This window comes from Cellulomonas edaphi, from assembly GCF_030362815.1.
Lineage (GTDB): Bacteria > Actinomycetota > Actinomycetes > Actinomycetales > Cellulomonadaceae > Cellulomonas > Cellulomonas edaphi.
Genome location: NZ_JAUCGR010000003.1, coordinates 290,794 through 311,663, shown reverse-complemented (window position 1 = coordinate 311,663; position 20,870 = coordinate 290,794). Strand labels below are relative to the sequence as shown.

Annotated in this window: 22 protein-coding genes; 17 read left to right on the top strand and 5 right to left on the bottom strand. The window is 74.5% G+C overall.

Going from position 1 to position 20,870, the window contains the following annotated elements; translation table 11 throughout:
• The first annotated feature begins 24 nt into the window (after positions 1 to 24).
• Genes QRT05_RS12930 through ccsB form a run of 6 tightly spaced genes read left to right on the top strand, consistent with a single transcriptional unit; the run spans position 25 to position 5,378 of the window.
• The gene (locus tag QRT05_RS12930) at positions 25 to 597 is read left to right on the top strand and encodes a MarR family winged helix-turn-helix transcriptional regulator (protein ID WP_289447673.1); all 573 of its coding nucleotides are present in this window, start codon (positions 25 to 27) and stop codon (positions 595 to 597) included.
• 40 nt (positions 598 to 637) lie between these two features.
• Positions 638 to 1,288 (top strand): histidine phosphatase family protein, encoded by a 651-nt coding sequence (locus tag QRT05_RS12925; protein WP_289447672.1) that lies wholly within the window; start codon positions 638 to 640, stop codon positions 1,286 to 1,288.
• Positions 1,289 to 1,290: 2 nt separating this feature from the next.
• Positions 1,291 to 1,878 (top strand): TlpA family protein disulfide reductase, encoded by a 588-nt coding sequence (locus QRT05_RS12920; RefSeq protein ID WP_289447861.1) that lies wholly within the window; start codon positions 1,291 to 1,293, stop codon positions 1,876 to 1,878.
• Positions 1,875 to 2,678 carry a cytochrome c biogenesis CcdA family protein gene (locus QRT05_RS12915; RefSeq protein WP_289447671.1) on the top strand — a complete coding sequence of 268 codons (804 nt, stop codon included), beginning with the start codon at positions 1,875 to 1,877 and terminating at the stop codon, positions 2,676 to 2,678. The genes QRT05_RS12920 and QRT05_RS12915 overlap by 4 nt, the downstream gene beginning before the upstream one ends.
• A 1-nt stretch (position 2,679) precedes the next feature.
• The gene (gene resB / locus QRT05_RS12910; protein WP_289447670.1) at positions 2,680 to 4,356 is read left to right on the top strand and encodes a cytochrome c biogenesis protein ResB; all 1,677 of its coding nucleotides are present in this window, start codon (positions 2,680 to 2,682) and stop codon (positions 4,354 to 4,356) included.
• Entirely contained in the window at positions 4,353 to 5,378 is a 1,026-nt protein-coding gene (ccsB, locus tag QRT05_RS12905) for a c-type cytochrome biogenesis protein CcsB (RefSeq protein ID WP_289447668.1), read from the top strand. The genes resB and ccsB overlap by 4 nt, the downstream gene beginning before the upstream one ends.
• Positions 5,379 to 5,423: 45 nt before the next feature.
• Here ccsB and QRT05_RS12900 read toward each other — a convergent pair whose 3' ends face one another.
• Positions 5,424 to 5,726 (bottom strand): PLDc N-terminal domain-containing protein, encoded by a 303-nt coding sequence (locus QRT05_RS12900; RefSeq protein WP_289447667.1) that lies wholly within the window; start codon positions 5,724 to 5,726, stop codon positions 5,424 to 5,426.
• Positions 5,727 to 5,780: 54 nt separating this feature from the next.
• Between QRT05_RS12900 and QRT05_RS12895 the strand changes: the two genes are divergently transcribed.
• Complete coding sequence (locus QRT05_RS12895) at positions 5,781 to 6,116, top strand: DUF4229 domain-containing protein (protein WP_289447666.1); 336 nt, start codon at positions 5,781 to 5,783, stop codon at positions 6,114 to 6,116.
• 3 nt (positions 6,117 to 6,119) lie between these two features.
• Here the strand turns inward: QRT05_RS12895 and QRT05_RS12890 are convergent, their stop codons facing one another.
• Both QRT05_RS12890 and menE read right to left on the bottom strand, forming a co-directional pair.
• Positions 6,120 to 6,989, bottom strand: coding sequence for a 1,4-dihydroxy-2-naphthoate polyprenyltransferase (locus QRT05_RS12890; RefSeq protein WP_289447665.1), 870 nt, complete (start codon positions 6,987 to 6,989; stop codon positions 6,120 to 6,122).
• Positions 6,986 to 8,122, bottom strand: a complete 1,137-nt coding sequence (gene menE, locus QRT05_RS12885) for an o-succinylbenzoate--CoA ligase (protein WP_289447664.1) — start codon at positions 8,120 to 8,122, stop codon at positions 6,986 to 6,988. Before menE ends, QRT05_RS12890 begins: the two co-directional genes overlap by 4 nt.
• Positions 8,123 to 8,260: 138 nt before the next feature.
• Here menE and QRT05_RS12880 point away from each other — a divergent pair, with 138 nt between their 5' ends.
• Both QRT05_RS12880 and QRT05_RS12875 read left to right on the top strand, forming a co-directional pair.
• A complete protein-coding gene (locus QRT05_RS12880; RefSeq protein WP_289447663.1) occupies positions 8,261 to 9,328 on the top strand; it encodes a DUF3048 domain-containing protein in 1,068 nt (355 codons plus the stop codon).
• A gap of 97 nt (positions 9,329 to 9,425) precedes the next feature.
• Positions 9,426 to 9,575 carry a hypothetical protein gene (locus QRT05_RS12875; protein WP_289447662.1) on the top strand — a complete coding sequence of 50 codons (150 nt, stop codon included), beginning with the start codon at positions 9,426 to 9,428 and terminating at the stop codon, positions 9,573 to 9,575.
• Here the strand turns inward: QRT05_RS12875 and QRT05_RS12870 are convergent.
• Positions 9,572 to 10,516, bottom strand: a complete 945-nt coding sequence (locus QRT05_RS12870) for a 1,4-dihydroxy-2-naphthoyl-CoA synthase (RefSeq protein ID WP_289447661.1) — start codon at positions 10,514 to 10,516, stop codon at positions 9,572 to 9,574. The two genes, QRT05_RS12875 and QRT05_RS12870, sit on opposite strands and share 4 nt — an antisense overlap.
• Positions 10,517 to 10,617: 101 nt before the next feature.
• Between QRT05_RS12870 and QRT05_RS12865 the strand changes: the two genes are divergently transcribed.
• The 5 genes from QRT05_RS12865 (at position 10,618) to QRT05_RS12845 (ending at position 15,982) form a co-directional block, all read left to right on the top strand.
• The gene (locus QRT05_RS12865) at positions 10,618 to 10,944 is read left to right on the top strand and encodes a DMT family transporter (RefSeq protein ID WP_289447660.1); all 327 of its coding nucleotides are present in this window, start codon (positions 10,618 to 10,620) and stop codon (positions 10,942 to 10,944) included.
• Positions 10,941 to 11,468: a TetR/AcrR family transcriptional regulator gene (locus tag QRT05_RS12860; RefSeq protein ID WP_289447659.1), complete on the top strand. Its 528-nt coding sequence runs from the start codon at positions 10,941 to 10,943 to the stop codon at positions 11,466 to 11,468. Before QRT05_RS12865 ends, QRT05_RS12860 begins: the two co-directional genes overlap by 4 nt.
• Before the next feature lie 13 nt (positions 11,469 to 11,481).
• Positions 11,482 to 12,432 carry an o-succinylbenzoate synthase gene (locus QRT05_RS12855; protein WP_289447658.1) on the top strand — a complete coding sequence of 317 codons (951 nt, stop codon included), beginning with the start codon at positions 11,482 to 11,484 and terminating at the stop codon, positions 12,430 to 12,432.
• On the top strand, positions 12,432 to 14,228 hold the full coding sequence (gene menD, locus QRT05_RS12850; RefSeq protein WP_289447860.1) for a 2-succinyl-5-enolpyruvyl-6-hydroxy-3-cyclohexene-1-carboxylic-acid synthase: 1,797 nt from the start codon (positions 12,432 to 12,434) through the stop codon (positions 14,226 to 14,228). Before QRT05_RS12855 ends, menD begins: the two co-directional genes overlap by 1 nt.
• A 119-nt stretch (positions 14,229 to 14,347) precedes the next feature.
• Positions 14,348 to 15,982, top strand: coding sequence for a S1C family serine protease (locus QRT05_RS12845; protein ID WP_289447657.1), 1,635 nt, complete (start codon positions 14,348 to 14,350; stop codon positions 15,980 to 15,982).
• 788 nt (positions 15,983 to 16,770) lie between these two features.
• On the opposite strand, the gene QRT05_RS12840 is transcribed toward QRT05_RS12845, so the two are convergent.
• Positions 16,771 to 18,087: an isochorismate synthase gene (locus QRT05_RS12840; RefSeq protein WP_289447656.1), complete on the bottom strand. Its 1,317-nt coding sequence runs from the start codon at positions 18,085 to 18,087 to the stop codon at positions 16,771 to 16,773.
• Between the two features lie 137 nt (positions 18,088 to 18,224).
• Between QRT05_RS12840 and QRT05_RS12835 the strand changes: the two genes are divergently transcribed.
• The 3 genes from QRT05_RS12835 (at position 18,225) to QRT05_RS12825 (ending at position 20,845) form a co-directional block, all read left to right on the top strand.
• A complete protein-coding gene (locus QRT05_RS12835; protein WP_289447655.1) occupies positions 18,225 to 18,920 on the top strand; it encodes a demethylmenaquinone methyltransferase in 696 nt (231 codons plus the stop codon).
• 226 nt (positions 18,921 to 19,146) lie between these two features.
• Entirely contained in the window at positions 19,147 to 20,442 is a 1,296-nt protein-coding gene (locus QRT05_RS12830; RefSeq protein WP_289447859.1) for a geranylgeranyl reductase family protein, read from the top strand.
• A gap of 40 nt (positions 20,443 to 20,482) precedes the next feature.
• The gene (locus tag QRT05_RS12825) at positions 20,483 to 20,845 is read left to right on the top strand and encodes an NADH-quinone oxidoreductase subunit A (protein ID WP_289447654.1); all 363 of its coding nucleotides are present in this window, start codon (positions 20,483 to 20,485) and stop codon (positions 20,843 to 20,845) included.
• Positions 20,846 to 20,870 lie beyond the last annotated feature (25 nt).

The following is a 20,870-nucleotide window of genomic DNA, read 5'->3' as shown; positions in this document are numbered from 1 at the left end:
CCTGACGGACGGAGGTCCTCGACCATGGGCACCACCCCCACGCTCGGCGCGCTCGACCCTGTGACCGAGAGCACGCCCGCTGCGGGCGCGACCGAGGCGACCCCGGAGCCCGGCCCCCAGCCCGTCCAGTGGCTCACCGAGCAGGAGCAGAAGGACTGGCGCGCCTACCGCGACGCCACCATCCGCCTGTTCGACGTCATCGCCCACGAGCTCGACGCGAGCTCCGGGCTCTCCGCGCATGAGTACGAGGTGCTCGTGCGCCTCTCGGAGGCGCCCGACCGCACGCAGCGGATGTCCGGGCTGGCCGACGACCTCGCGCACTCGCGCAGCCGCCTGACGCACACCGTGCGGCGCATGGAGGAGCGCGGGCTCGTGGTGCGCTCGGCGTGCTCCGCGGACGCGCGCGGCGTCGAGTGCACCATGACCGAGCTCGGCTGGACCACGTTGGTGGCGGCCGCGCCGCCGCACGTCCAGTCGGTGCGGGACCACCTGGTCGACGTCCTCACGCCCGAGCAGTTCCGGGCGCTCGGCGACGCGATGCAGACGGTGCGCGACCACCTGGTCAGTGGCCCGTGTCACGCCGCAAATCTGGACTGAGCGCATCCGGCACACAGCGGCGTAGGGGAGACTGACCCGCATGGTTGCCACGACCGTCCACCTCATGCGCCACGGCGAGGTCCACAACCCCGAGGGCGTCCTGTACGGCCGGCTGCCGGGCTACCGACTCTCCGAGCGCGGCCAGGAGATGGCGCGGGCCGTCGCCGAGCACTTCGCCGACCCCGCCCGCCCGCACGACGTGGTCGCCGTGATCGCCTCGCCGCTGCAGCGCGCGCAGGAGACCGCCGCGCCCATCGCGGCCGCGTTCGGCCTCGAGGTCGGCACCGACCCGCGCCTCATCGAGGCGGGCAACCACTTCGAGGGCATGACGTTCGGCGTGGGCGACGGCTCGCTGCGCCACCCGCAGCACTGGCCGTACCTGCGCAACCCGTTCCGGCCGTCCTGGGGCGAGGCCTACAAGGACCAGGCCGCCCGGATGATGGCGGCCGTCGCCTCAGCGCGTGAGGTGGGCCGCGGGCACGAGGTCGTCCTGGTGAGCCACCAGCTGCCCGTGTGGGTCACGCGCCTGTCCGCCGAGCAGCGTCGCCTGTGGCACGACCCGCGCAAGCGGCAGTGCTCGCTCGCCAGCCTCACCAGCCTCACGTTCGACGACGACCGCCTGGTGGGCATCGGCTACGCCGAGCCGGCCGCCCACCTGCTGCCCGGCGCCTCGACCGTGGCGGGGGCGTGAGCATGCGCGCACGGATCCTCGCCGCAGCCGTGCTCACGGCGGGCCTGGCGGCCGGCGTGCTGGCGGGCTGCAGCGACGACGGGCAGGGCTCGAACGACGTCAGCAACCAGGGCTTCGTCTCGAGCGACGGCGCCGTCAAGACGTGGCCCGCGGGTGACCGCAAGGGACCGGTCGCGCTCCAGGGCACGGACTTCGCCGGCAAGCAGCAGGACGTCGCCGACTGGCTCGGCGACGTCGTCGTCGTCAACACCTGGTACGCCAACTGCCCGCCGTGCCGCGCCGAGGCGAGCGACCTGGTGGGCGTCGCCAACGACTACGCGAACCAGGGCGTGCACGTGATCGGCCTGAACGGCACCGACGAGGCCGCCGACGCGGACGCGTTCGCGCGCAAGTACGACGTCCCGTACCCGAGCATCAAGGACAACACCGGTGCGGCCGTCGCCGCGCTGCAGGGCGTCGTCCCCATCAACGCCGTGCCGACCACGGTCGTGCTCGACCGCGAGGGGAAGGTGGGCGCCCGCATCCTCGGGATCGCCGACGCCTCCACCCTGCGCGGCGTCATCGACGACCTCCTCGCGGAGAGCGCGTGATCGCCGGCGCCGGCGAGTGGTTCGGGCAGACGGCGGCCTCCGGGACGCTGCTGCTCGCCGTGCCGGTGGCCCTCGTCGCGGGGCTCGTCTCGTTCGCGTCTCCCTGCGTGCTCCCGCTCGTGCCCGGCTACCTCGGCTACCTGGGCGGCATGTCCGGCTCGGCCGAGAACCTCAGCCGGCGGGGGACCACCGCGACGGCCCGGGTGGCCCCGGCGCGGTCACGCGTGCTGCTCGGGGTCTCGCTGTTCGTCGCCGGGTTCACGGCGGTGTTCGTGGCGTTCGGCGTGCTCGCCGGCTCGCTCGGCGGCTGGCTGAACACCTACCAGGACACCATCGCCCGCATCATGGGCGCGGTCGTCATCGTCATGGGCCTGGCCTTCATGGGCTTCATCCCGTTCCTGCAGAACGAGCGGCGCGTCCACCTCGCGCCGCGCGCCGGCCTGTGGGGCGCGCCGCTGCTCGGCCTGACGTTCGGCCTCGGCTGGGTGCCCTGCATCGGCCCCACCCTGACGGCGATCTTCGCGCTCTCGCTCGACGGCGGCACGCCCTGGCGCGGTGCCCTGCTGTCGGTGATGTTCTGCGTCGGGCTCGGCCTGCCGTTCGTGCTCGTCGCGCTGGGCTTCGAGTCCTCCACGCGCGCGCTGGGGTTCCTGCGCCGGCACCGGCTGGCCATCATGCGGATCGGCGGGGGGATGCTCGTGGTCATCGGCATCGCCCTGGTCACCGGCGTGTGGTCGCAGTGGGCGTCGTGGCTGCAGGGCCTGGTCACCGGTTCCGACGGCTTCACCACGGTGGTGTGACGTGGTGCGCTACCGCCCCGAGGGGCTCGAGGACTCGTTCGCGGCGGAGGCCGACGCGCCCGCGGCTGCTCCCGTCGCCGTGCCGGCGATCGGCGTCGTGGGCTGGCTGCGCTGGACCTGGCGGCAGCTGACGAGCATGCGGGTGGCGCTGCTGCTGCTCATGCTGCTCGCGGTCGCCGCGGTGCCCGGCACCATGTTCCCGCAGCGTGCGCAGGACGCCACCAAGGTCACGCGCTACCTCGCGGACCACACCACGTCGGGCCCCTGGCTGGACCGGCTCGGCTTCTTCGACGTGTACGCGTCGGTGTGGTTCTCGGCGATCTACATCCTGCTGTTCGTCTCGCTCGTCGGGTGCATCCTGCCGCGCACCAAGGTGCACCTCAGCGCGCTGCGCGGACGGCCGCCGCGCACGCCCCGCCGGTTCGCGCGCTTCCCCGCGCAGGGCGAGGGGTCCTCGGAGGACGACCCGGAGGCCGTGGTCCGAGCCGCCGCTGCCGTGCTGCGCCGGCCGTGGCTGCCGCTGTGGCCGCGGTACCGCGTCGACGTGCGCGACGAGGGTGCGGGCGCCTGGTCCGTGTCCGCCGAGCGCGGCTACCTGCGCGAGACGGGCAACCTGGTGTTCCACCTCGCGCTCGTCGGCCTGCTCATCTCGGTCGCGACGGGCCAGATGCTGCACTACCGCGGACAGGCGATCGTGGTGCAGGGCAACGGCTTCGCCAACTCGGTGGTCCGCTACGACTCGTTCGAGCAGGGCACCGCGTTCGACCCGGCTTCCCTCGAGCCGTTCACCATGCAGCTCGACGAGTTCGAGTCCCGGTTCGACCCGGTGACGCTCAACCCGCGCGACTTCACGGCGCACGTGACGCTCACCGAGCCCGGCCAGGACCCGGAGAAGCGGACCATCAAGGTCAACCACCCGCTCGACGTGGACGGCGCCAAGGTCTACCTGCAGGGCAACGGCTACGCGCCCCAGATCGAGGTCCGCGACGCGTCCGGCAAGATCGCGGGCGGCGGCAAGGTCCCGTTCCTCCCGCAGAACCAGCAGTACACCTCGCGCGGTGTCATCAAGGTGCCGAGCGTCTCGGGCGACCAGGACCAGATCGGGATCGTCGGCTACCTGCTGCCCACGGCCAAGCAGGTGGACGCCACGACGTGGCAGTCGATCTACCCGCAGCCGGGCAACCCGCTGCTGGTGCTGACGGTGTGGCACGGCAACCTGGGCCTGGACACCGGCGTGCCGCAGAACGTCTACGAGCTCGACGAGTCGCGCATGACGCAGTCGGTCGACGCGAACGGCGACCCGGTGACGCTGTACGTGAAGCTGGGGGAGACGGTCGAGCTGCCCGACGGGCTGGGCTCGCTGACCTTCTCCGCGCTGCCGCGCTTCGTCGCCCTCGACCTGCGCTACGACCCGACGCTGACGTACGTGCTCGTGTTCGCCGTGCTGGCCTTCCTGGGCCTGGCCACCTCGCTGTTCGCCCCGCGCCGGCGCATCTGGGTACGCGCCGCCCCCGAGGGCGGTCGTACAGTGGTCACCGCCGCCGGACTGGCGCGAGGCGACGACGTCGGGCTCCAGCCCGAGCTCGACAGGATCCTCGCAGCGACGCTGCCCGAGACACCCGACCGGCCGGCCGGACGGCGGCCCGACCAGCTCACCACGACGCAGGAGACGCCATGAACCTCGGTGACCTGAGCACCCTGCTCGTCTGGGCCGCGGCGACGACCTTCACCGTCTCGCTCATCGCCTACACGGTCGACATGGCGCGCATCGCGGAGCAGGCCCAGCGCCGCGTGCCGGCCGCCGTGCCGGCGCGCGTCGGTGCCGGTGCGGGCGGTCCGGTGAGCGCGGTCGCCGGTTCGGCCGACGAGGCTGCGCCGAGCCGTTCGCGGCGCGCGGAGGGCATCGCCCGCTCCACGCACTACCTGGGCGTCGCGCTGCTGCTCGGCGGCATCGTGACGCGCGGGCTCGCGGCCGGGCGCTGGCCCACGGCGAACATGTACGAGTTCACGCTCGTCGGCGTCTTCGTCGCGACCCTTGTGCTCGCGATCGTGCAGCGGCGGCGCATCATCCCGTTCATCAGCGTGCTGGTGATGGGCCTGTCGGTGCTGTCGCTCGCGCTCGCGCTGCTCAAGTTCTACGTCGAGGCCGAGGCGGTCCAGCCGGCCCTGCAGAGCTACTGGCTCATCATCCACGTGGGCGTCGCGATCACCGCGACCGGCGTCTTCACCGTGGCGTTCGCGGCGTCCGTGCTGCAGGTGCTGCGCGACGGCCGGGAGAACGCGCACTCGCACCTGGTGACGCCGTGGTCCCGCGCCGACGGGCTGCGCCAGACCTTCGCCGGGTGGGCCGTGACCGGGCCGCGGTTCGCGTGGCTCGAGCAGGTCCCCGACGCCCGCCGCCTGGAGGCCATGGCGTTCCGGCTCAACGCGGTCGGCTTCGTGCTGTGGACGTTCACCCTCATCGGCGGCGCCATCTGGGCCGAGCACGCGTGGGGCCGCTACTGGGGCTGGGACCCCAAGGAGATCGGCACGTTCGTGGCGTGGGTGGTCTACGCGGCGTACCTGCACGCGCGCACCACGCGCGGCTGGAGCGGGCGGCGGGCGGCCTACTTCGTGTTCGTCGGCTACGCGGTGGTGCTGGCCAACTTCACGGTGGTCAACCTCGTCGTCACGGGCAAGCACTCGTACTCGGGCCTCTGACCGACCCGCGCCTGATCGTTTCTCTGACCGGCCCGAGCCGGGCGGCTACTGCTTGGGCTCGTCCGTCGGTGGGTTGGTGCGGCGGCGCTCCTCGTCGAGCCGCCACAGGAACTCGTCGTCGTCGTCGGGCGCGGACGGCCCCCGGGACAGCGTGGTGCGGGGCTGTGCCGCGCGGTGGGTGGTGCTGACGACGATCCACACGATGGACCCCACGAGCGGGATGAGCACCACGAGCAGCACCCACAGGGCGCGCGGCACGCCGAGCCGCTCGCCCGGTTCGCTGCGCACGATCCCGATCACCGAGTAGACGACGAGCCCGATGAGCAGCAGGGCGCCGAGGTTCTTCATCGGGCCAGGCTAGTGCGGTTCGGAGCGAGTGCCCGCCTGACCTACCCTGGGACGGTGCCCGTCGTGACCTACACCCTGCTGCGCCTCGCCTTGTTCGCCGCGGCGACCGCGGGGGCCTGGTGGGCGGGGATGCACTCCTGGCTCGCTCCGCTCGCGGGCCTGGTCATCGGCTGGCTGCTCGGCTACCTGCTGCTGGACAAGCAGCGCACGCGTGCCGCGGCGTTCGTGCAGGCGCGATCGGAGGGGCGCCCCGGACGGGCGCGGACCGCCACGGAGAAGGACGCCGAGCTCGAGGACGAGCTCGACGAGGCGGCGCGCCGCGGTGAGCCCGCGCGGGGAGACGACGCACGGCGGGGCGGCCAGCCCGCGCGGGGCGACGACCAGGCCTGAGCGCTACAGCGCCAGGCCCATCCCCAGCAGCACGCCGAACCCGAGCTCGAGCATGCCCGTCCCGGCGAGGACGGGCACGAGAGCGCGACCGCGGGCGCCGAGGAGCACCACGCCCGCGAGGATCGAGGCGGGCACCAGCAGCACCAGGACGATGACCGCCCACGGGTTCGCGAAGGCGCACACGCCGCCCAGCAGCACCGGCACGACGACGAGCGCCGCGTAGACGCGCCGCGCGCGGTGGTCGCCGAGCCGGACCGCCACGGTCCGCTTGCCCACGAGCGCGTCGGTGGGCACGTCGCGCAGGTTGTTGACCATGAGCAGGGCGCACGCGAGCAGCCCGACCGCGACGGCACCCACCCAGGCGGCCCACGAGACGCCGCCGGCCTGCGTGTAGGTGGTGCCCGCGACGGCGACCAGGCCGAAGAAGACGAACACACCCACCTCGCCGAGCCCGCGGTAGCCGTACGGGTTGCTGCCGCCCGTGTAGGTCCACGCCGCGACGACCGCGAGCGCGCCCACGGCGAGCAGCCACCACTGGCCGCTGAGCGCCACGAGCCACAGCCCCAGCAGCGCCGCGACGCCGAAGGACGCGAACGCGGCCGTGCGCACGGCCTGGGGAGTGGCGGTGCCCGACGCCGTGAGGCGCAGGGGGCCCACGCGGTCGAGGTCCGTGCCGCGGATGCCGTCGCTGTAGTCGTTGGCGTAGTTGACGCCCACCTGCAGCGCGAGCGCGACGCCGAGGGCCAGGGCAGCCATGCCCAGGTGCGAGGAGCCCATCTCGGCGGCCGCGCCGGTGCCGACGAGCACGGGCGCGGCGGCCGCGGGCAGCGTGCGCAGGCGGGCTCCGGCCAGCCACTCCTGGGGTGACGTCACGTGGTGGTCCTCCGGTCGGTGAGGGCGAGGGCGAGGGTTCGGCGGTCGTGCTTGCCGGGCCCTCGGTGAGGGAGCTGGTCGAGGACGACGAGGCGCCGCGGCGCGCTGGGGGAGCCCAGCGCGGCGGAGACCGCCGCCCGCACCGCCTCGAGCGTAGGGGGCGTCCCGGCGGGGACCACCGCGGCGACGACCGCCTGCCCCCACTCGTCGTCCGGCAGGCCGACGACGCACACCTCCGCGACGCCCGGAAGCGCCGCCACGACGTCCTCGACGGCGGCGGGCGCGACGTTGACACCGCCGGTCACGATGACGTCGTCGGCGCGGCCGAGGACCGTGAGCACGCCGCGGTCGATCCGGCCCAGGTCGGCGGTCCGCAGGCGCCGGACGCCGTCCCGCACCACGAACGTCTCGGCGTCCAGGTCGGGTCGTCCGAGGTAGCCGGTCGCGAGCACCGGCCCGGCGATGGTGACGCGGCCGTCCTCCAGGGCGAGGCAGACGCCGTCGAGCGGCACGCCGTCGTACACGCAGCCGCCGCACGTCTCGGACATGCCGTACGTGGTGACCACGCGCACGCCCGCTGCGCGCGCCGCGGCCAGCAGCGCACCGGGCGTGGCCGCCCCGCCCAGCAGCACGGCGTCGAAGCCGGTCAGTGCCGCGGTCGCCGCGGGGTCCTCGAGGAGCCGGACGAGCTGGGTGGGGACCAGGGAGGTGTAGCGCGTGCCGGGAGCCATCCGCGCGGCGCCCGCCACGAACGCGGCCGGCCGGAACGGGCCGGGCTCGAGCACGACGGGCGTGGTGCCCGCCAGGACCGACCGCACGAGCACCTGGACCCCCGCCACGTGCGTGGCAGGCAGCGCGAGGAGCCACTGACCGGGACCGGAGAGCCGGGCGGCGGTCGCCGACGCCGACGCGCGGAGGGCGGCCGCGCCGAGCATGACGCCGCGCGGCTCGCCCGTGGAGCCGGAGGTGTGCACCACGAGGGCCACGTCGGCCGGCACCTCGTCGGACTCGGGGCGGTCCGGTCGCACGTCCTCACGCGGGAGGACGGCGGGGCCCGAGCCGTCCAGGGCCGCGGCGAGGGCGCCGAGCAGGAGGTCCGGCCGCGCGGAGACGTCACGCAGCGGCCGGGTCACGTCCCCAGAGTAGGCGGACCCGCGGCACGCCACGGGCCGGCGGCCGGTCCTCACCCCGAGGCGCGCCGGGGCGGCGGCCACGAGCAGGCGCACGCGTGTGTCAGCCTTGTTCCCGTGCGGAGTCCTCGGGGAGTGCAGATGTCGGCAAGGTCCGTGTGGGTGGCGACGGCCGCGGTGGGCAGCATCGCGCTGGCGCTGACCGCGTGCAGCGGGGACGCTGACCCGGCACCCACCCCGTCGCCCGTCGTCGTGGGGCCGACGATCGAGCCGAGCAAGGCGCCCGCGCCCACGCCGTCCGCCGAGCCGGTCTGGCCGCTCACCGGCGTCGCCGGCAAGCCCGCGAACCGGGCCGCGCTCGCGGTGAAGATCGAGAACACGAGCCAGGCCAGGCCGCAGACGGGCCTCAACGAGGCGGACGTGGTCTGGGAGACGATCGTCGAGTTCCAGGTCTCGCGCTACATCGCGGTGTACCACTCGCACGTGCCCGCCGAGGTGGGCCCCATCCGGTCGGTGCGGCCGTCGGACCCCATCGTGCTCGCGCCCACGAAGGGGCTGCTCGCGTTCTCGGGCGGCCAGCGCGGCATCCTGCCGCTCGTCGCGAAGGCCGGGCTGCAGCCGCTGAGCAACGACGCGGGGACGCCCGGCATGTACCGCACGCACGACCGTGCGGCGCCGCACAACGTGTACGGCGACCCCAAGACGTTCTGGAAGTCCGCCAACGCGCGGCACCAGGACTCTCCCGCCCAGCAGTTCCTCTTCGCCCGGACGGCCGCCGAGTCGGCGGCCGTCGCGTACGGGCGCGCGGCCTCGAAGCTCGACTTCCACCTCTCGGCCGCGTCGAACCCGTCCTGGACCTGGGACGGCAAGGCCAAGAAGTGGAACCGCAGCGAGGGATCCACGCCGGCCACCGGGCGGGACGGCAAGCGCCTCGTCGCCGTGAACGTCGTCTCGATCGTCGCGCGGCACGTCGACTCGGGCTTCAACGCGCAGGGCGGTGCACCCGTGCCCGTCTACAAGCTGGTCGGCTCCGGCAAGGGCACGGTCGCCACGGGCGGCAAGACGATCGCGGTCACCTGGAAGAAGGCCGCCACGGACGAGCCGCTGCGCCTGTTCACCGCCAACGGGAAGCCGGCGTTGCTCGCTCCCGGCAACACCTGGGTGGAGCTGGTCCCGAAGGAGGACGGCAGGCTGTCGATCTCCTCCTGAGGGTGGACGGCGTCGCGCCGCCGGGCTGAGTCCGCGTGTGCGACGACGCGACCGGGGGGCGATGTGGCGTCCGGGGCTGCGCGGCGAGCCTTGAGGCATGACGCACCCGCACATCCACGAGCACGACACGGCCTCCCTCGGCGCGGTGGTCGCCGCCGGCCTCATCCTCACCGGCCTGCTGGTGGGCGCCGCCGTGCTGGTGGCGCAGGTGGTGGATCTCGCCGCCTGGGCGATGGTCAGCCGCTAGTAGGCGTAGGGGAAGCCGGACCAGTCCGGCTCGCGGCGCTCCAGGAAGGCGTCACGGCCCTCGACCGCCTCGTCGGTCATGTAGGCAAGGCGCGTCGCCTCGCCCGCGAACACCTGCTGCCCGGCCAGCCCGTCGTCCGCGAGGTTGAACGCGAACTTGAGCATCCGCACGGCCTGCGGCGACTTGCTCGCGATGATCCGCGCGTACTCGAGCCCCGCCTCCTCGAGCTCGGCATGCGGCACGACGTCGTTGACCGCACCCCACGCCAGCGCCTGCTCGGCCGAGTACTCCCGCGCGAGGAAGAAGATCTCCCGCGCGCGCTTCTGGCCCACCTGCCGCGCCAGCAGCGCCGAGCCGTACCCGCCGTCGAACGAGCCCACGTTGGCATCGGTCTGCATGAAGCGCGCGTGCTCGCGCGAGGCGATGGTCAGGTCCGCGACCACGTGCAGCGAGTGGCCGCCACCCGCGGCCCAGCCGCCGACGAGCGCGACGACCACCTTGGGCATGGTGCGGATCAGGCGCTGCACCTCGAGGATGTGCAACCGTCCTGCGCGCGCCGGATCGACGGCCGCGGCCGTGTCGCCGTCCGCGTACCGGTAGCCGTCGCGGCCGCGGATGCGCTGGTCCCCGCCGCTGCAGAACGCCCACCCGCCGTCACGCGGGCTCGGACCGTTGCCCGTGAGCAGCACGGTGCCGACGCTCGAGGTCATGCGCGCGTGGTCGAGCACGCGGTACAGCTCGTCGACCGTGTGCGGGCGGAACGCGTTGCGCACCTCCGGCCGGTCGAAGGCCACGCGGACCACCGGCAGGTCCCGCGGCTCGCCGGAGCGGTCCACCCCCCGGTGGTAGGTGAGGTCGGTGAGGTCCTGGAACCCCTCGACCGTGCGCCATCGGGTGGGGTCGAAGGTCTCGGACACGCGGTCGGGGAGCTCGGCGTTCACGTCGCCCACCCTAGTAGCGGCAGCTTTATGGTACGGTCGTACTAGAACGGCGTACGACGGCGGGACATGCCACCCGGTGCGCCTGTTGTGAGGTGGTCGTCATGGCGTGGGTCGTGCTGGTGCTCTCGGGTCTGCTCGAGGCGGGGTGGGCGTTGTCGCTCAAGGAGTCGCACGGGTTCACCCGGCTGTGGCCGAGCGTCGGCTTCGTCGTGATGCTGGCGGCGAGCATGGCGGGGCTGGCCTTCGCGCTACGGAGCCTGCCGGTGGGGAGTGCGTACGCGGTGTGGGTCGGCATCGGAGCTGTCACGACCGCCGTCCTCGCCATGGTGCTCCTCGACGAGCCCGCGACGATCGTCAAGATCGTCTCGATCCTGCTCATCGTCGCGGGCGTGGCGGGCCTGAACCTGTCGGGCGGTGGTCACGCATGACGGACGGTCGCCGCGCGCGCGGTGAGCAGCGCCGCGCCGCGCTCGTCGGCGCCGCGGTCGCGCTGGTCCGCGAGGGCGGCCCGGCGGCGGTGAGCCACCGCGCCGTCGCGGCGCGCGCGGGCGCGTCGCTCTCGGCCACCACCTACTACTTCGCGGACCTCGACGAGCTACTCGCCGCGGCCGGCGCCGAGCTGGCCGAGCAGTGGGCGGCGCACGCCCGCGCCGTCGCGGCCCGCGAGCGCTCGTCCGCCGCGCAGGCGCTGGTCGACGCCGTGCTGCCGCCGGGTGACGACCGGGTGCTGCGGGGGCACTACGAGCACCTGGCCGGAGCAGGGCGCCTGCCCGCACTGGCCGGGGCCTACGCCCGGGGCCGCGCGGCGCTCGACGCGGCGATCGCCGGTCTGGGCCTGCCGTGGCCGACCGAGGTGCTCGTCGCCCTGGTGGACGGTGCTGCGCTGGCAGCGCTCAGCGAGGGGCGGGACGTGCGTGCCCACGCGCGAGAGGTGGTCGCGCGCGTCGTGTGACTACGGTGGGCCCGTGCTCGTGTACGACGTCCCGCTGCGGACCCGGTTCCGCGGCCTGCTCCGTCGGGACGGCGTCCTGCTGCGCGGCGACGCCGGCTGGGCCGAGTTCAGCCCGTTCTGGGACTACGGACCGCAGGAGTCCGCCTCGTGGTGGCGCGCGGCGCGTGAGGCGGCCGACGAGGGCTGGCCCGCGCCGCTGCGCGACCGCATCCCGGTCAACGTGACCGTCCCCGCCGTGGGGCCCGAGCACGCCCACCGCATCGTCAGCGCCTCCGGCGGCTGTCGCACCGCCAAGGTGAAGGTCGCCGAGCCGGGCCAGTCGCTCGCCGACGAGATCGCACGGCTCGAGGCGGTCCGCGACGCGATCGGCCCCGACGGGGCGATCCGGGTGGATGCCAACGCCGCGTGGGACGTCGACACCGCCGTCGCGCGGCTCGCGGCGCTCGACCGCGCGGCGGGCGGGCTCGAGTACGCCGAGCAGCCCGTGCCAGACGTCGAGGACCTCGCCCGGGTGCGCCGCGGGACGCACGTGCCGATCGCCGCGGACGAGTCGATCCGTCGCGCGTCGGACCCGTTCGCCGTCGTCCGGGCGCACGCGGCGGACATCGTGGTCCTCAAGGTCCAGCCGCTCGGGGGAGTGCGCGCCTGCCTCGAGCTCGCCGAACGGGTCGGTCTGCCGGTGGTGGTCTCCTCCGCGCTCGAGACCTCGGTGGGGCTGGCGGCCGGCGTCGCGCTGGCGGCGGCCCTCCCCGAGCTGCCGTACGCGTGCGGGCTGGCGACCGCGCAGCTGCTGAGCGCCGACGTGGTCGCGGAGCCGCTGCTGCCCGTCGACGGCGCCCTGCCCGTGCGGCGCCCGGAGCCCGACCCGGCGCTGCTCGCCGCGGCGGCCGGCGACGACGGCCTCGTCGCGCGGTGGGAGCAGCGCCTGCGCGAGGTCGAACCGCACGCCGCCGACCAGGCATGATGTCGGGCGTGACCACGCACCCGTCGACCAGCGCGGCGCGGGTGCTGATCCAGGCGCTCGCGGCGCTGGGCGTGCAGGACGTGGTGCTCGCGCCCGGCTCCCGCAGCGCGCCGCTCGCGTACGCACTCGCCGACGCCGCCCGCCCGGAGGCCGAGCGCCCCGCGGGTGCGCCGGCCCTCCACCTGCACGTGCGCATCGACGAGCGGTCCGCCGGCTTCCTGGCCCTGGGCCTGGCGCGCGCGCACGCCCTCGACGAGCAGCCGCGGCCGGTCGCCGTCGTGACCACGTCCGGCACGGCCGTCGCCAACCTGCACCCCGCGGTGCTGGAGGCGCACCACGCGGGCGTCCCGCTGCTGCTACTCACCGCCGACCGGCCGCACGAGCTGCGCGGGACGGGAGCGAACCAGACCACCGAGCAGGTCGGGATCTTCGCCGGGGCCGTGCGCCTCGCGCTCGACGTCCCTGCGCCGGTCGGACGCCCCGACGAGGATCGCGACATGCGCGCGCTGGCCGTCCGCGCGGTCGCAGCGGCGCAGGGCGCCCGGACCGGCGACCCCGGCCCGGTGCACCTCAACCTGTGCTTCCGAGAGCCGCTGGTCCCCGGGGACGACCCGTGGCCCGAGCCCGGGACGAGCGGCCTCGCGCACGTCGAGCTGCGCCCGCCGAGCACGCCGGTCCCCGTGCCCGACCCGGCGCGGGCTCCTGTCCGCGGCGGCCGCCTGGCCGGAACCCCCACGGTCGTCGTCGCCGGCGACGGGGCCGGCATCGGCGCGCGTCGGCTCGCGGAGGCGAACGGCTGGCCGCTGCTGGCCGAGCCATCGTCCGGTGCTCGCAGCGGCACCCACGCGATCGCCGCGTACCAGCTGCTGCTGGCCGACGAGCGGCTGGGCGGCCGGGTGCGCCGCGCCGTGGTGCTGGGCCGCCCGACGCTCACGCGCGGTGTGCAGCGGCTCCTGGCCCGCGCCGACGTGGAGGTCGTGGTCATCGCGCCCACGGGAGCGGCGTGGCCGGACGCGGCACGTGCCGCGGACCAGGTGCTGCTGGAGGCGCCCAGCCGGATGCGGACCGGTCGGCTGGGTTCGCCGGCGGGCTGGCTGGAGGCGTGGAAGGCGGCCGACGAGCGCGCGACGAGAGTCCTCGACGCGGCGCTGGACCCGGCCGAGCGGGGCCATCGCAAGCGCGCCGGTGCGCGCGTCACCGGCCTGGCGCTCGCGCGCGCGGTCGCCGCGGCCTCGAGCCCCGACGACGTGCTCGTCGTCGGCTCGTCGAGCCCGGTGCGGGACCTCGACCTCGTGGCCCGCTGGGAGGAGGCCCCGGCCGTGCTCGCCAACCGTGGGCTCGCGGGCATCGACGGCACCGTCTCGACGGCGATCGGCGTCGCGCTCGGGCTGCCGCGGCGCCGCGTCCGCGCCGTGATGGGCGACCTCACGTTCCTGCACGACGTGGGCGGCCTGCTGCGTGGCCCGCTCGAGCCGGCCGTCGATCTGCAAGTGGTGGTCGCGAACGACGAGGGCGGGGCGATCTTCTCGACCCTCGAGCCGGGGGAGCCCGAGCGGGCCGACGTGTTCGAGCGCGTCTTCGGCACGCCTCACGGGGCCGACGTGGCGGCGCTGTGCGCAGGGTACGGCGTGCGGCACACGCGCGTGGGCGACGTCGACGGGCTGCTTCCCGCGCTCGCCGCGCCGGGCCGGGGGCTGTCGGTCGTCGAGGTCCGCGTGGACCGCTCGGGGCGCCGCGAGCTGGGCGCGCGGCTGGCCGCGGACGTGGCCGCGGCGCTCGTCGCGACCGACCTGTAGACCCCGCTGCCACCTGAGGGTTCGTCGCCTGAGAAACTCGCAGCGAACTCCCAGGTTCCCTGAAGCCTGCCTCCAGCGAGACCCGGTTGCATAGGGGCCATACCGAGGAGGCCACACCGATGACCACGCCAGAGAACGAGCACCCGCAGTCGGAGACGACGCAGCCCATCCCGCCCGTCCCGCACCCCACCAACCCGTTCACGCCGCCGCACCCGGCCGCGCCCGCCGACCAGCGCGCGCTGTACGAGGCCGCGCAGCGCGAGGCGGCACAGCGCGAGGCGGCCGACCGTGCCGCTGCCGGCGCTGGTGCTGCCGCCGCTGCCGGCGCCGCCGGTGCTGCCGTGCCGGCGCACACCGCGCCGATGCCGTACGTCGGCGCCGCGCCGGCAGCCCCCGGCGCTCAGGCCCAGCCCGTGAACCCCTGGTTCCCCGACCAGCCGGCGGTCGCCACGCAGGCCCCCGCCAAGAAGCGTGGTGCGTGGCTCCCCGTGACCTCCGCCGCGGCGGTCGGCGCGCTCGTCGCGGGCATCGCGGTGTTCGGCATCACGCACGACGACGGCCCCGACGGCGCCTCGCCGGCGTCCCTGGCCACCATCGGCCAGACCTCGAACGACGCGGTGCCCGTGTCCGGCTCCACCTCGGACGACCCCGACTGGCAGGCTGTCTCCAAGGCCGTGCAGCCGTCGGTGGTGGCCATCGCCGTCACGACCTCGCAGGGCGGTGCGCAGGGCTCGGGCGTCATCATCGACGACGCCGGACACATCGTCACCAACAACCACGTGGTCGCCGGCGCCGAGGGCAAGGTCTCCGTCACGCTGACCGACGGCCGCATCTTCGACGCCACGGTGGTGGGCACCGACCCGACCACCGACCTCGCCGTCATCAAGCTCGACAAGGCGCCCAGCGGCCTTGTCCCCGCCGCCATCGGCGACTCAGCCGGCGTCGTCGTGGGCGAGCCGGTCATGGCCGTCGGCAACCCCCTCGGCCTGGCCAACACCGTCACCACCGGCATCGTCTCCGCGGTGGACCGCCCCGTCTCCACGCAGGGCGAGAACGGTGGGGCCGGCACGGTCACGAACGCGATCCAGATCGACGCCGCGGTCAACCCCGGCAACTCCGGCGGCCCGCTGTTCGACGCGCAGGGCCGCGTCATCGGCATCAACTCGTCCATCGCGACGCTCTCCAGCCAGTCGGGCTCGATCGGCCTCGGCTTCGCGATCCCGTCCAACCTGGTGAAGAACGTCGCCGCGCAGCTCATCGAGAGCGGCACGGCCAAGCACGCCTTCCTCGGTGTCGGGCTGAACGACGGCACCGCGACCGCCGACGGCGTGACCCGCGCGGGCGCCAAGATCGAGTCCGTCAGCGACGGCTCGCCCGCTGCCGCTGCCGACCTCAAGGTCGGCGACGTGGTGGTCGCGATCAACGACAAGCCCGTCGGGGGCGCCGAGTCGCTGACCGCCTACGTCCGCTCGCTCACCTCGGGCGACAAGGCCACGCTGACCATCGTCCGCGACGGCAAGGCGCTCGACGTCGACGTGACGCTGGCGACGCGTGAGGACGCGACGCAGCAGGCGCCGCAGCAGTCCACGCCCGACCAGTCCTCGCCGGACCAGTCGACGCCGGACCAGTCCGCGCCCGACAACGGCTCGGGCCAGGGCCCCAACCTCGACCAGCTCACCCCGGAGCAGCTGTACAAGTGGTTCCAGGAGCAGCAGGGCGGCGGCGACGGCAGCTCCCAGGGCAACCAGGGCTGACGCCCTCCCCACACCGGCCGGCGACCGGCGCGCACCCCCTGGCGCGCCGTCGCCGGCCATCCCCGTCTACCCGCCCCGGGCCCGGTCCCGCCCTCTCGGTTCGGTCCCCTGGGCGCCACGCAAACCCCTCGCCGACCGCGGGTCGCACGGCCCGACCGCGCGCGGCACGCGACCAGCACTCGCGCCGCAACACCCGCGCTCGGCGTGAGCGCTGGCGTCGGGTCGGCCGCACGGTCAGCGCGCGGCCTGGGCGGCACGTGGCCGGGCCGGCGCGCGGGGTCAGCGCAACCCAGCACCGACCGCGGGTCGTGCGGGCCGACCGCGCGTGGCGCGCGACTAGCGCTCGCGCCGCCCGACCCGCACTCGGCGTAGGGCTCCCGTCGGGTAGGCGGCACGGCCAGCCTGGCGGCACGGGCCGCCGCGCAAGCGCACACACCGCGCCGACCGCGGGTCGCGCGGCCCGACCGCGCGTGGCGCGCGACCAGCGCTCGCGCCGCCCGACCCGCGCTCGGCGTGAATACGAGGGCCGGCGGCGACAGCAGCTCGCCGGTCATGCCCGCTTTCTCGTGTACCCGTCTACCCATCCGCCCTCGCGGGGACACGGTTCCCCTTGGCGTCGCACACACCTCGCCGACCGCGGGTCGCGCGGACCGACCGCGCGTGGCGCGCGGCTAGCGCTTGTGCCGGATGACCCGCGGTCGGCGCAGGGGAACGTGCAGTTCGGGCGGCTCGGGCGGCGCGGGCGGCTCGGGCGGCGCGCGTCGGGCCCGGCGGGGGGGGGTGGCGGGTCAGTCGGTGGCGAGGGCGAAGCGCATGGGGACCAGCTTGGCCTCGGACTCGGCCAGCTCGGCCGTGGGGTCCGAGGCGGCGACGATCCCGCAGCCGGCGAACAGCCGCACGCGCCGCCCGTCCTCGGGATCGACCTGGGCCGAGCGCAGGGCGATGCCCCACTCGCCGTCACCGTCGGCGCCGAACCAGCCCACGGGCCCGGCGTAGCGCCCTCGGTCCATGCCCTCGACGCGCGCGATGAGCTTGCGCGCCGCCTCGGTGGGCGTGCCGCACACGGCGGCGGTCGGGTGCAGCGCCGCCGCGAGCGCGAGCGACGACGGGTGCGATCCCGCGCCGCCGGCCAGCACGCCGGTCACGTCGGAGGCGAGGTGCAGCACGTTGGGCAGGTGCAGCACGAAGGGCACGTCGGGCACGTTGGTCGACGAGCAGAACGGCTCGAGCGCGTGCGCCACGGACTGCACCGCGTACTCGTGCTCCTCGAGATCCTTCGACGAGTGGGCCAGGATCGCGGCGCGGGCGACGTCGGCCGCGTCGTCACCCGTGCGGCGGATGGTGCCGGCCAGCACGCGGGAGGTGACGAGTCCCTTCTCGGAGCGCACCAGCAGCTCGGGCGTGGCGCCGAGCATGCCGTCGACGCTGAAGGTCCAGCACGACGGGTACTGCGCGGCGAGCCTGTCCAGCACCCAGCGGGAGTCGAGCGGGTGCTCGGTGCGCGCGTGCACGTCGCGGGCCAGCACCACCTTGTCCACCTCGCCCGCGCGGATCGCCGCGATGCCCTGGGCCACGACGTCGGGCCAGTCGGCGGCGGACGCGTCGTCGTACGTCACGGTGCCCGGCGCGCGCGGCGGGACGCGGGGGCCGACGACGTCGACCAGCGCGGGCGCGGAGCCCAGCTGGGCACCCGTGGTGATCGTGGTGAGCCACGCGCGCCCGCCCCGGCGGCCGACGACGACGCGCGGGACCACGACGACACCGCCGACGGGGGAGTGCTCGTCGAACGCGAAGGAGCCGAACGCCACCGGCCCGGTGCCCGGAAGGCGGACCTCGTCGCGCACGATCGCGCGGGCCAGGACGGCCTGCCAGGCCCGCTCGGCATCGGCGAACCGCGTCGCCCCCGTCACCTCGACGCGCAGGGCCTCGCCCCACCCGACGAGCCCGTCCCCGCGCCGCACCCACGCGAGCGGGGCGTCGGCGGGCAGGAGACCCAGCAGGTCGGTGGGGTCGGTCGGGTCGCTGCCGTCCCCGAGGCCGTCGAGCGCGACGGTCCGGACGACGAGCGGCTGCGGCACGTCGTCCGCGGAGGTCAGCGTGCTCATCGTCGCCCAGCGTATGCCTGCGACGCGATGCTGCACGGCCGCGGACCCGTGACGCGCACCACCCCTCCTCAGCGCGTCCTCAGGCAGGGCCCGCCGCGGTGTTCGGTGCGGTCCCGACGACCTGCGACGATGTGGGCATGTCTCGCGCCAGCTTGGACAAGGACCCGAACGAGGTCGCCGCGATGTTCGACGCCGTCGCGCGCAACTACGACCGCACCAACGACGTGATCTCGTTGGGCCAGGACCGGCAGTGGCGCAAGGCGACCCTGGCCGCGCTCGCGGCGCAGCCCGGGGAGACCGTGCTCGACCTCGCGGCGGGGACCGGCACCTCGTCGGAGCCGCTCGCGGACAAGGGCGTGCGGGTGCTCCCGTGCGACCTGTCGGAGGGCATGCTCGGCGTCGGCAAGCGCCGCCGCCCCGACCTGCCGTTCGTGGCGGGTGACGCGATGCGGCTGCCGTTCGCCGACGAGTCGTTCGACGCGGTGACGATCTCGTTCGGCCTGCGCAACGTCCCGGACGCACCGGGTGCGCTCACCGAGCTGCTGCGCGTGACGAAGCCCGGCGGGCGGCTCGTGGTGTGCGAGTTCTCCCGGCCCACCTTCAAGCCGTTCCGGGCCGTCTACACGGAGTACCTCATGCGGGCGCTCCCGCCCGTGGCCCGTGCGGTGTCCAAGGAGCCGGACGCCTACGTCTACCTCGCCGAGTCCATCCGGGCGTGGCCGGACCAGCACGAGCTGGGCGTGCAGATCAAGCGCGCAGGCTGGGAGCACGTCGCGTTCCGCAACCTGTCGGGCGGCATCGTCGCGCTGCACCGGGGCACCAAGGCCTCCTGAAGGGGTGCGCGGCACACGCGCGAGGAGTAGAAACGGAGCCGGGCCGCGTCTTCTCGCGGGTCCCTGCCCGAAGCGTGCCCGAGCGCGCCCCACGCGCGGAGCCCCAGATCACGGGCCGTTGTTCACCCGCGCGCTCGAAGTTAGCCCTACCTTCGAAGACAGTCCCCGAACTCGTGGTTATGCTCGCCGGAGCCGATCGTGAACAACGTCACAAGTGGGGTCACTCGTGGTGGATGCAGCGACAGATGACGCGGACGTCATCGTCGTCGGCGCGGGTCCCGCGGGGGCCGGCGCCGCCTTCCACTGTGCCTCTGCGGGCCTCGACGTCCTGCTCCTGGACAAGGCCTCGTTCCCGCGGGACAAGATCTGCGGCGACGGCCTGACGCCGCGCGCGGTCGCCGAGCTGGTGCGCATGGGTCTGCCCATCCGCGAGCAGGACGGCTGGATCCGCAACCGCGGCCTGCGCGTCATCGGCGGCGGCCACCGCCTCGAGCTCGACTGGCCCGAGATCTCCAGCTACCCGTCGTACGGGCTGGCCAAGGCCCGCATGTCGTTCGACCACACGCTCGTCGAGCACGCACGCGCCGCGGGCGCGAAGGTGCACGAGCGCACCAGCGTCACCAGCCCGGTGCGCGACGAGCGCACGGGCCGCATCCTGGGCGTGACGGCGCGCCCGGTCGACGAGAACGGCAAGCGGGCCGGCGACGACGTCGTCTACCGCGCTCCGGTGGTGATCGCGGCCGACGGCGTGAGCGCCCGGCTCGCCACGGGCATGGGCCTGACCAAGCGCGACGACCGCCCGATGGGTGTGGCCGTGCGCACCTACTTCCGCACGCCGCGCCACGACGACCCCTGGATGGAGTCGCACCTGGAGCTCTGGGACGGCGCCCCCGGCAGGTCCAACCTCATGCCCGGCTACGGCTGGATCTTCTCGCTCGGGGACGGCACCGCCAACGTGGGGCTCGGCTCCGTGAGCTCGACCGCGGCGGCCACCAAGGTCGACTACAAGGCCCTGTTCGCAGCGTGGATGCGCAACGCTCCGGCCGAGTGGGAGTTCACGCCGGAGAACCAGATCGGTCCCGTGCGCGGCGCCGCCCTGCCGATGGGCTTCAACCGCGGTCCGCTCTACGGCAACGGGCTGATGCTCGCCGGCGACGCTGCCGGCATGGTCAGCCCCTTCAACGGCGAGGGCATCGCGTACGGCCTGCAGGCGGGCCGCGTGGCAGCCGATGCGATCGCGCAGGGCCTGGCCCGCGGGACCGCCGCGGGACGCGAGCGCGCCTTCGCCACCTACGAGCGCCGGATGAAGGACGACCTGGGCGGGTACTACACGCTCGGCCGGCTGTTCGTCCGGATCATCGAGCACCCGCAGATCATGAGGCTCTGCACGCGGTACGGGCTGCCGCGGCCGCTGCTCATGCGCTTCGTGCTCAAGCTCCTGTCCGACTGCTACGAGCCTCGAGGTGGGGACGTGGTGGACCGGACCATCGCGGCCCTGGCCAGGATCGCACCGGCAGCATGACCCCCGACAGCACCACCACGACGAAGTGGAGTGACGCGCGATGACCAATCCGTACGTCCCGCTGCTCATCCTCATGGGCATCGCGGCGGTGCTGACCCTCGGCGGCGTCGGCTCGAGCGCGCTCATCGGCCCCAAGCGGTACAACCGCGCCAAGCTCGAGGCGTACGAGTGCGGCATCGAGCCCACGCCGCACGCGATCGGCGGCGGTCGCTTCCCGATCAAGTACTACCTCGTGGCCATGACGTTCATCGTCTTCGACATCGAGGTGGTGTTCCTCTACCCGTGGGCGGTCAGCTTCGCCACGCTGGCCGCGTTCGGCCTCGTCGCGATGCTGATGTTCCTGGTGCTCATCACCATCCCCTTCGTCTACGAGTGGAAGCGCGGGGGGCTGGAGTGGGACTGACGCGCGGCGCAACGACCGGAGAGGT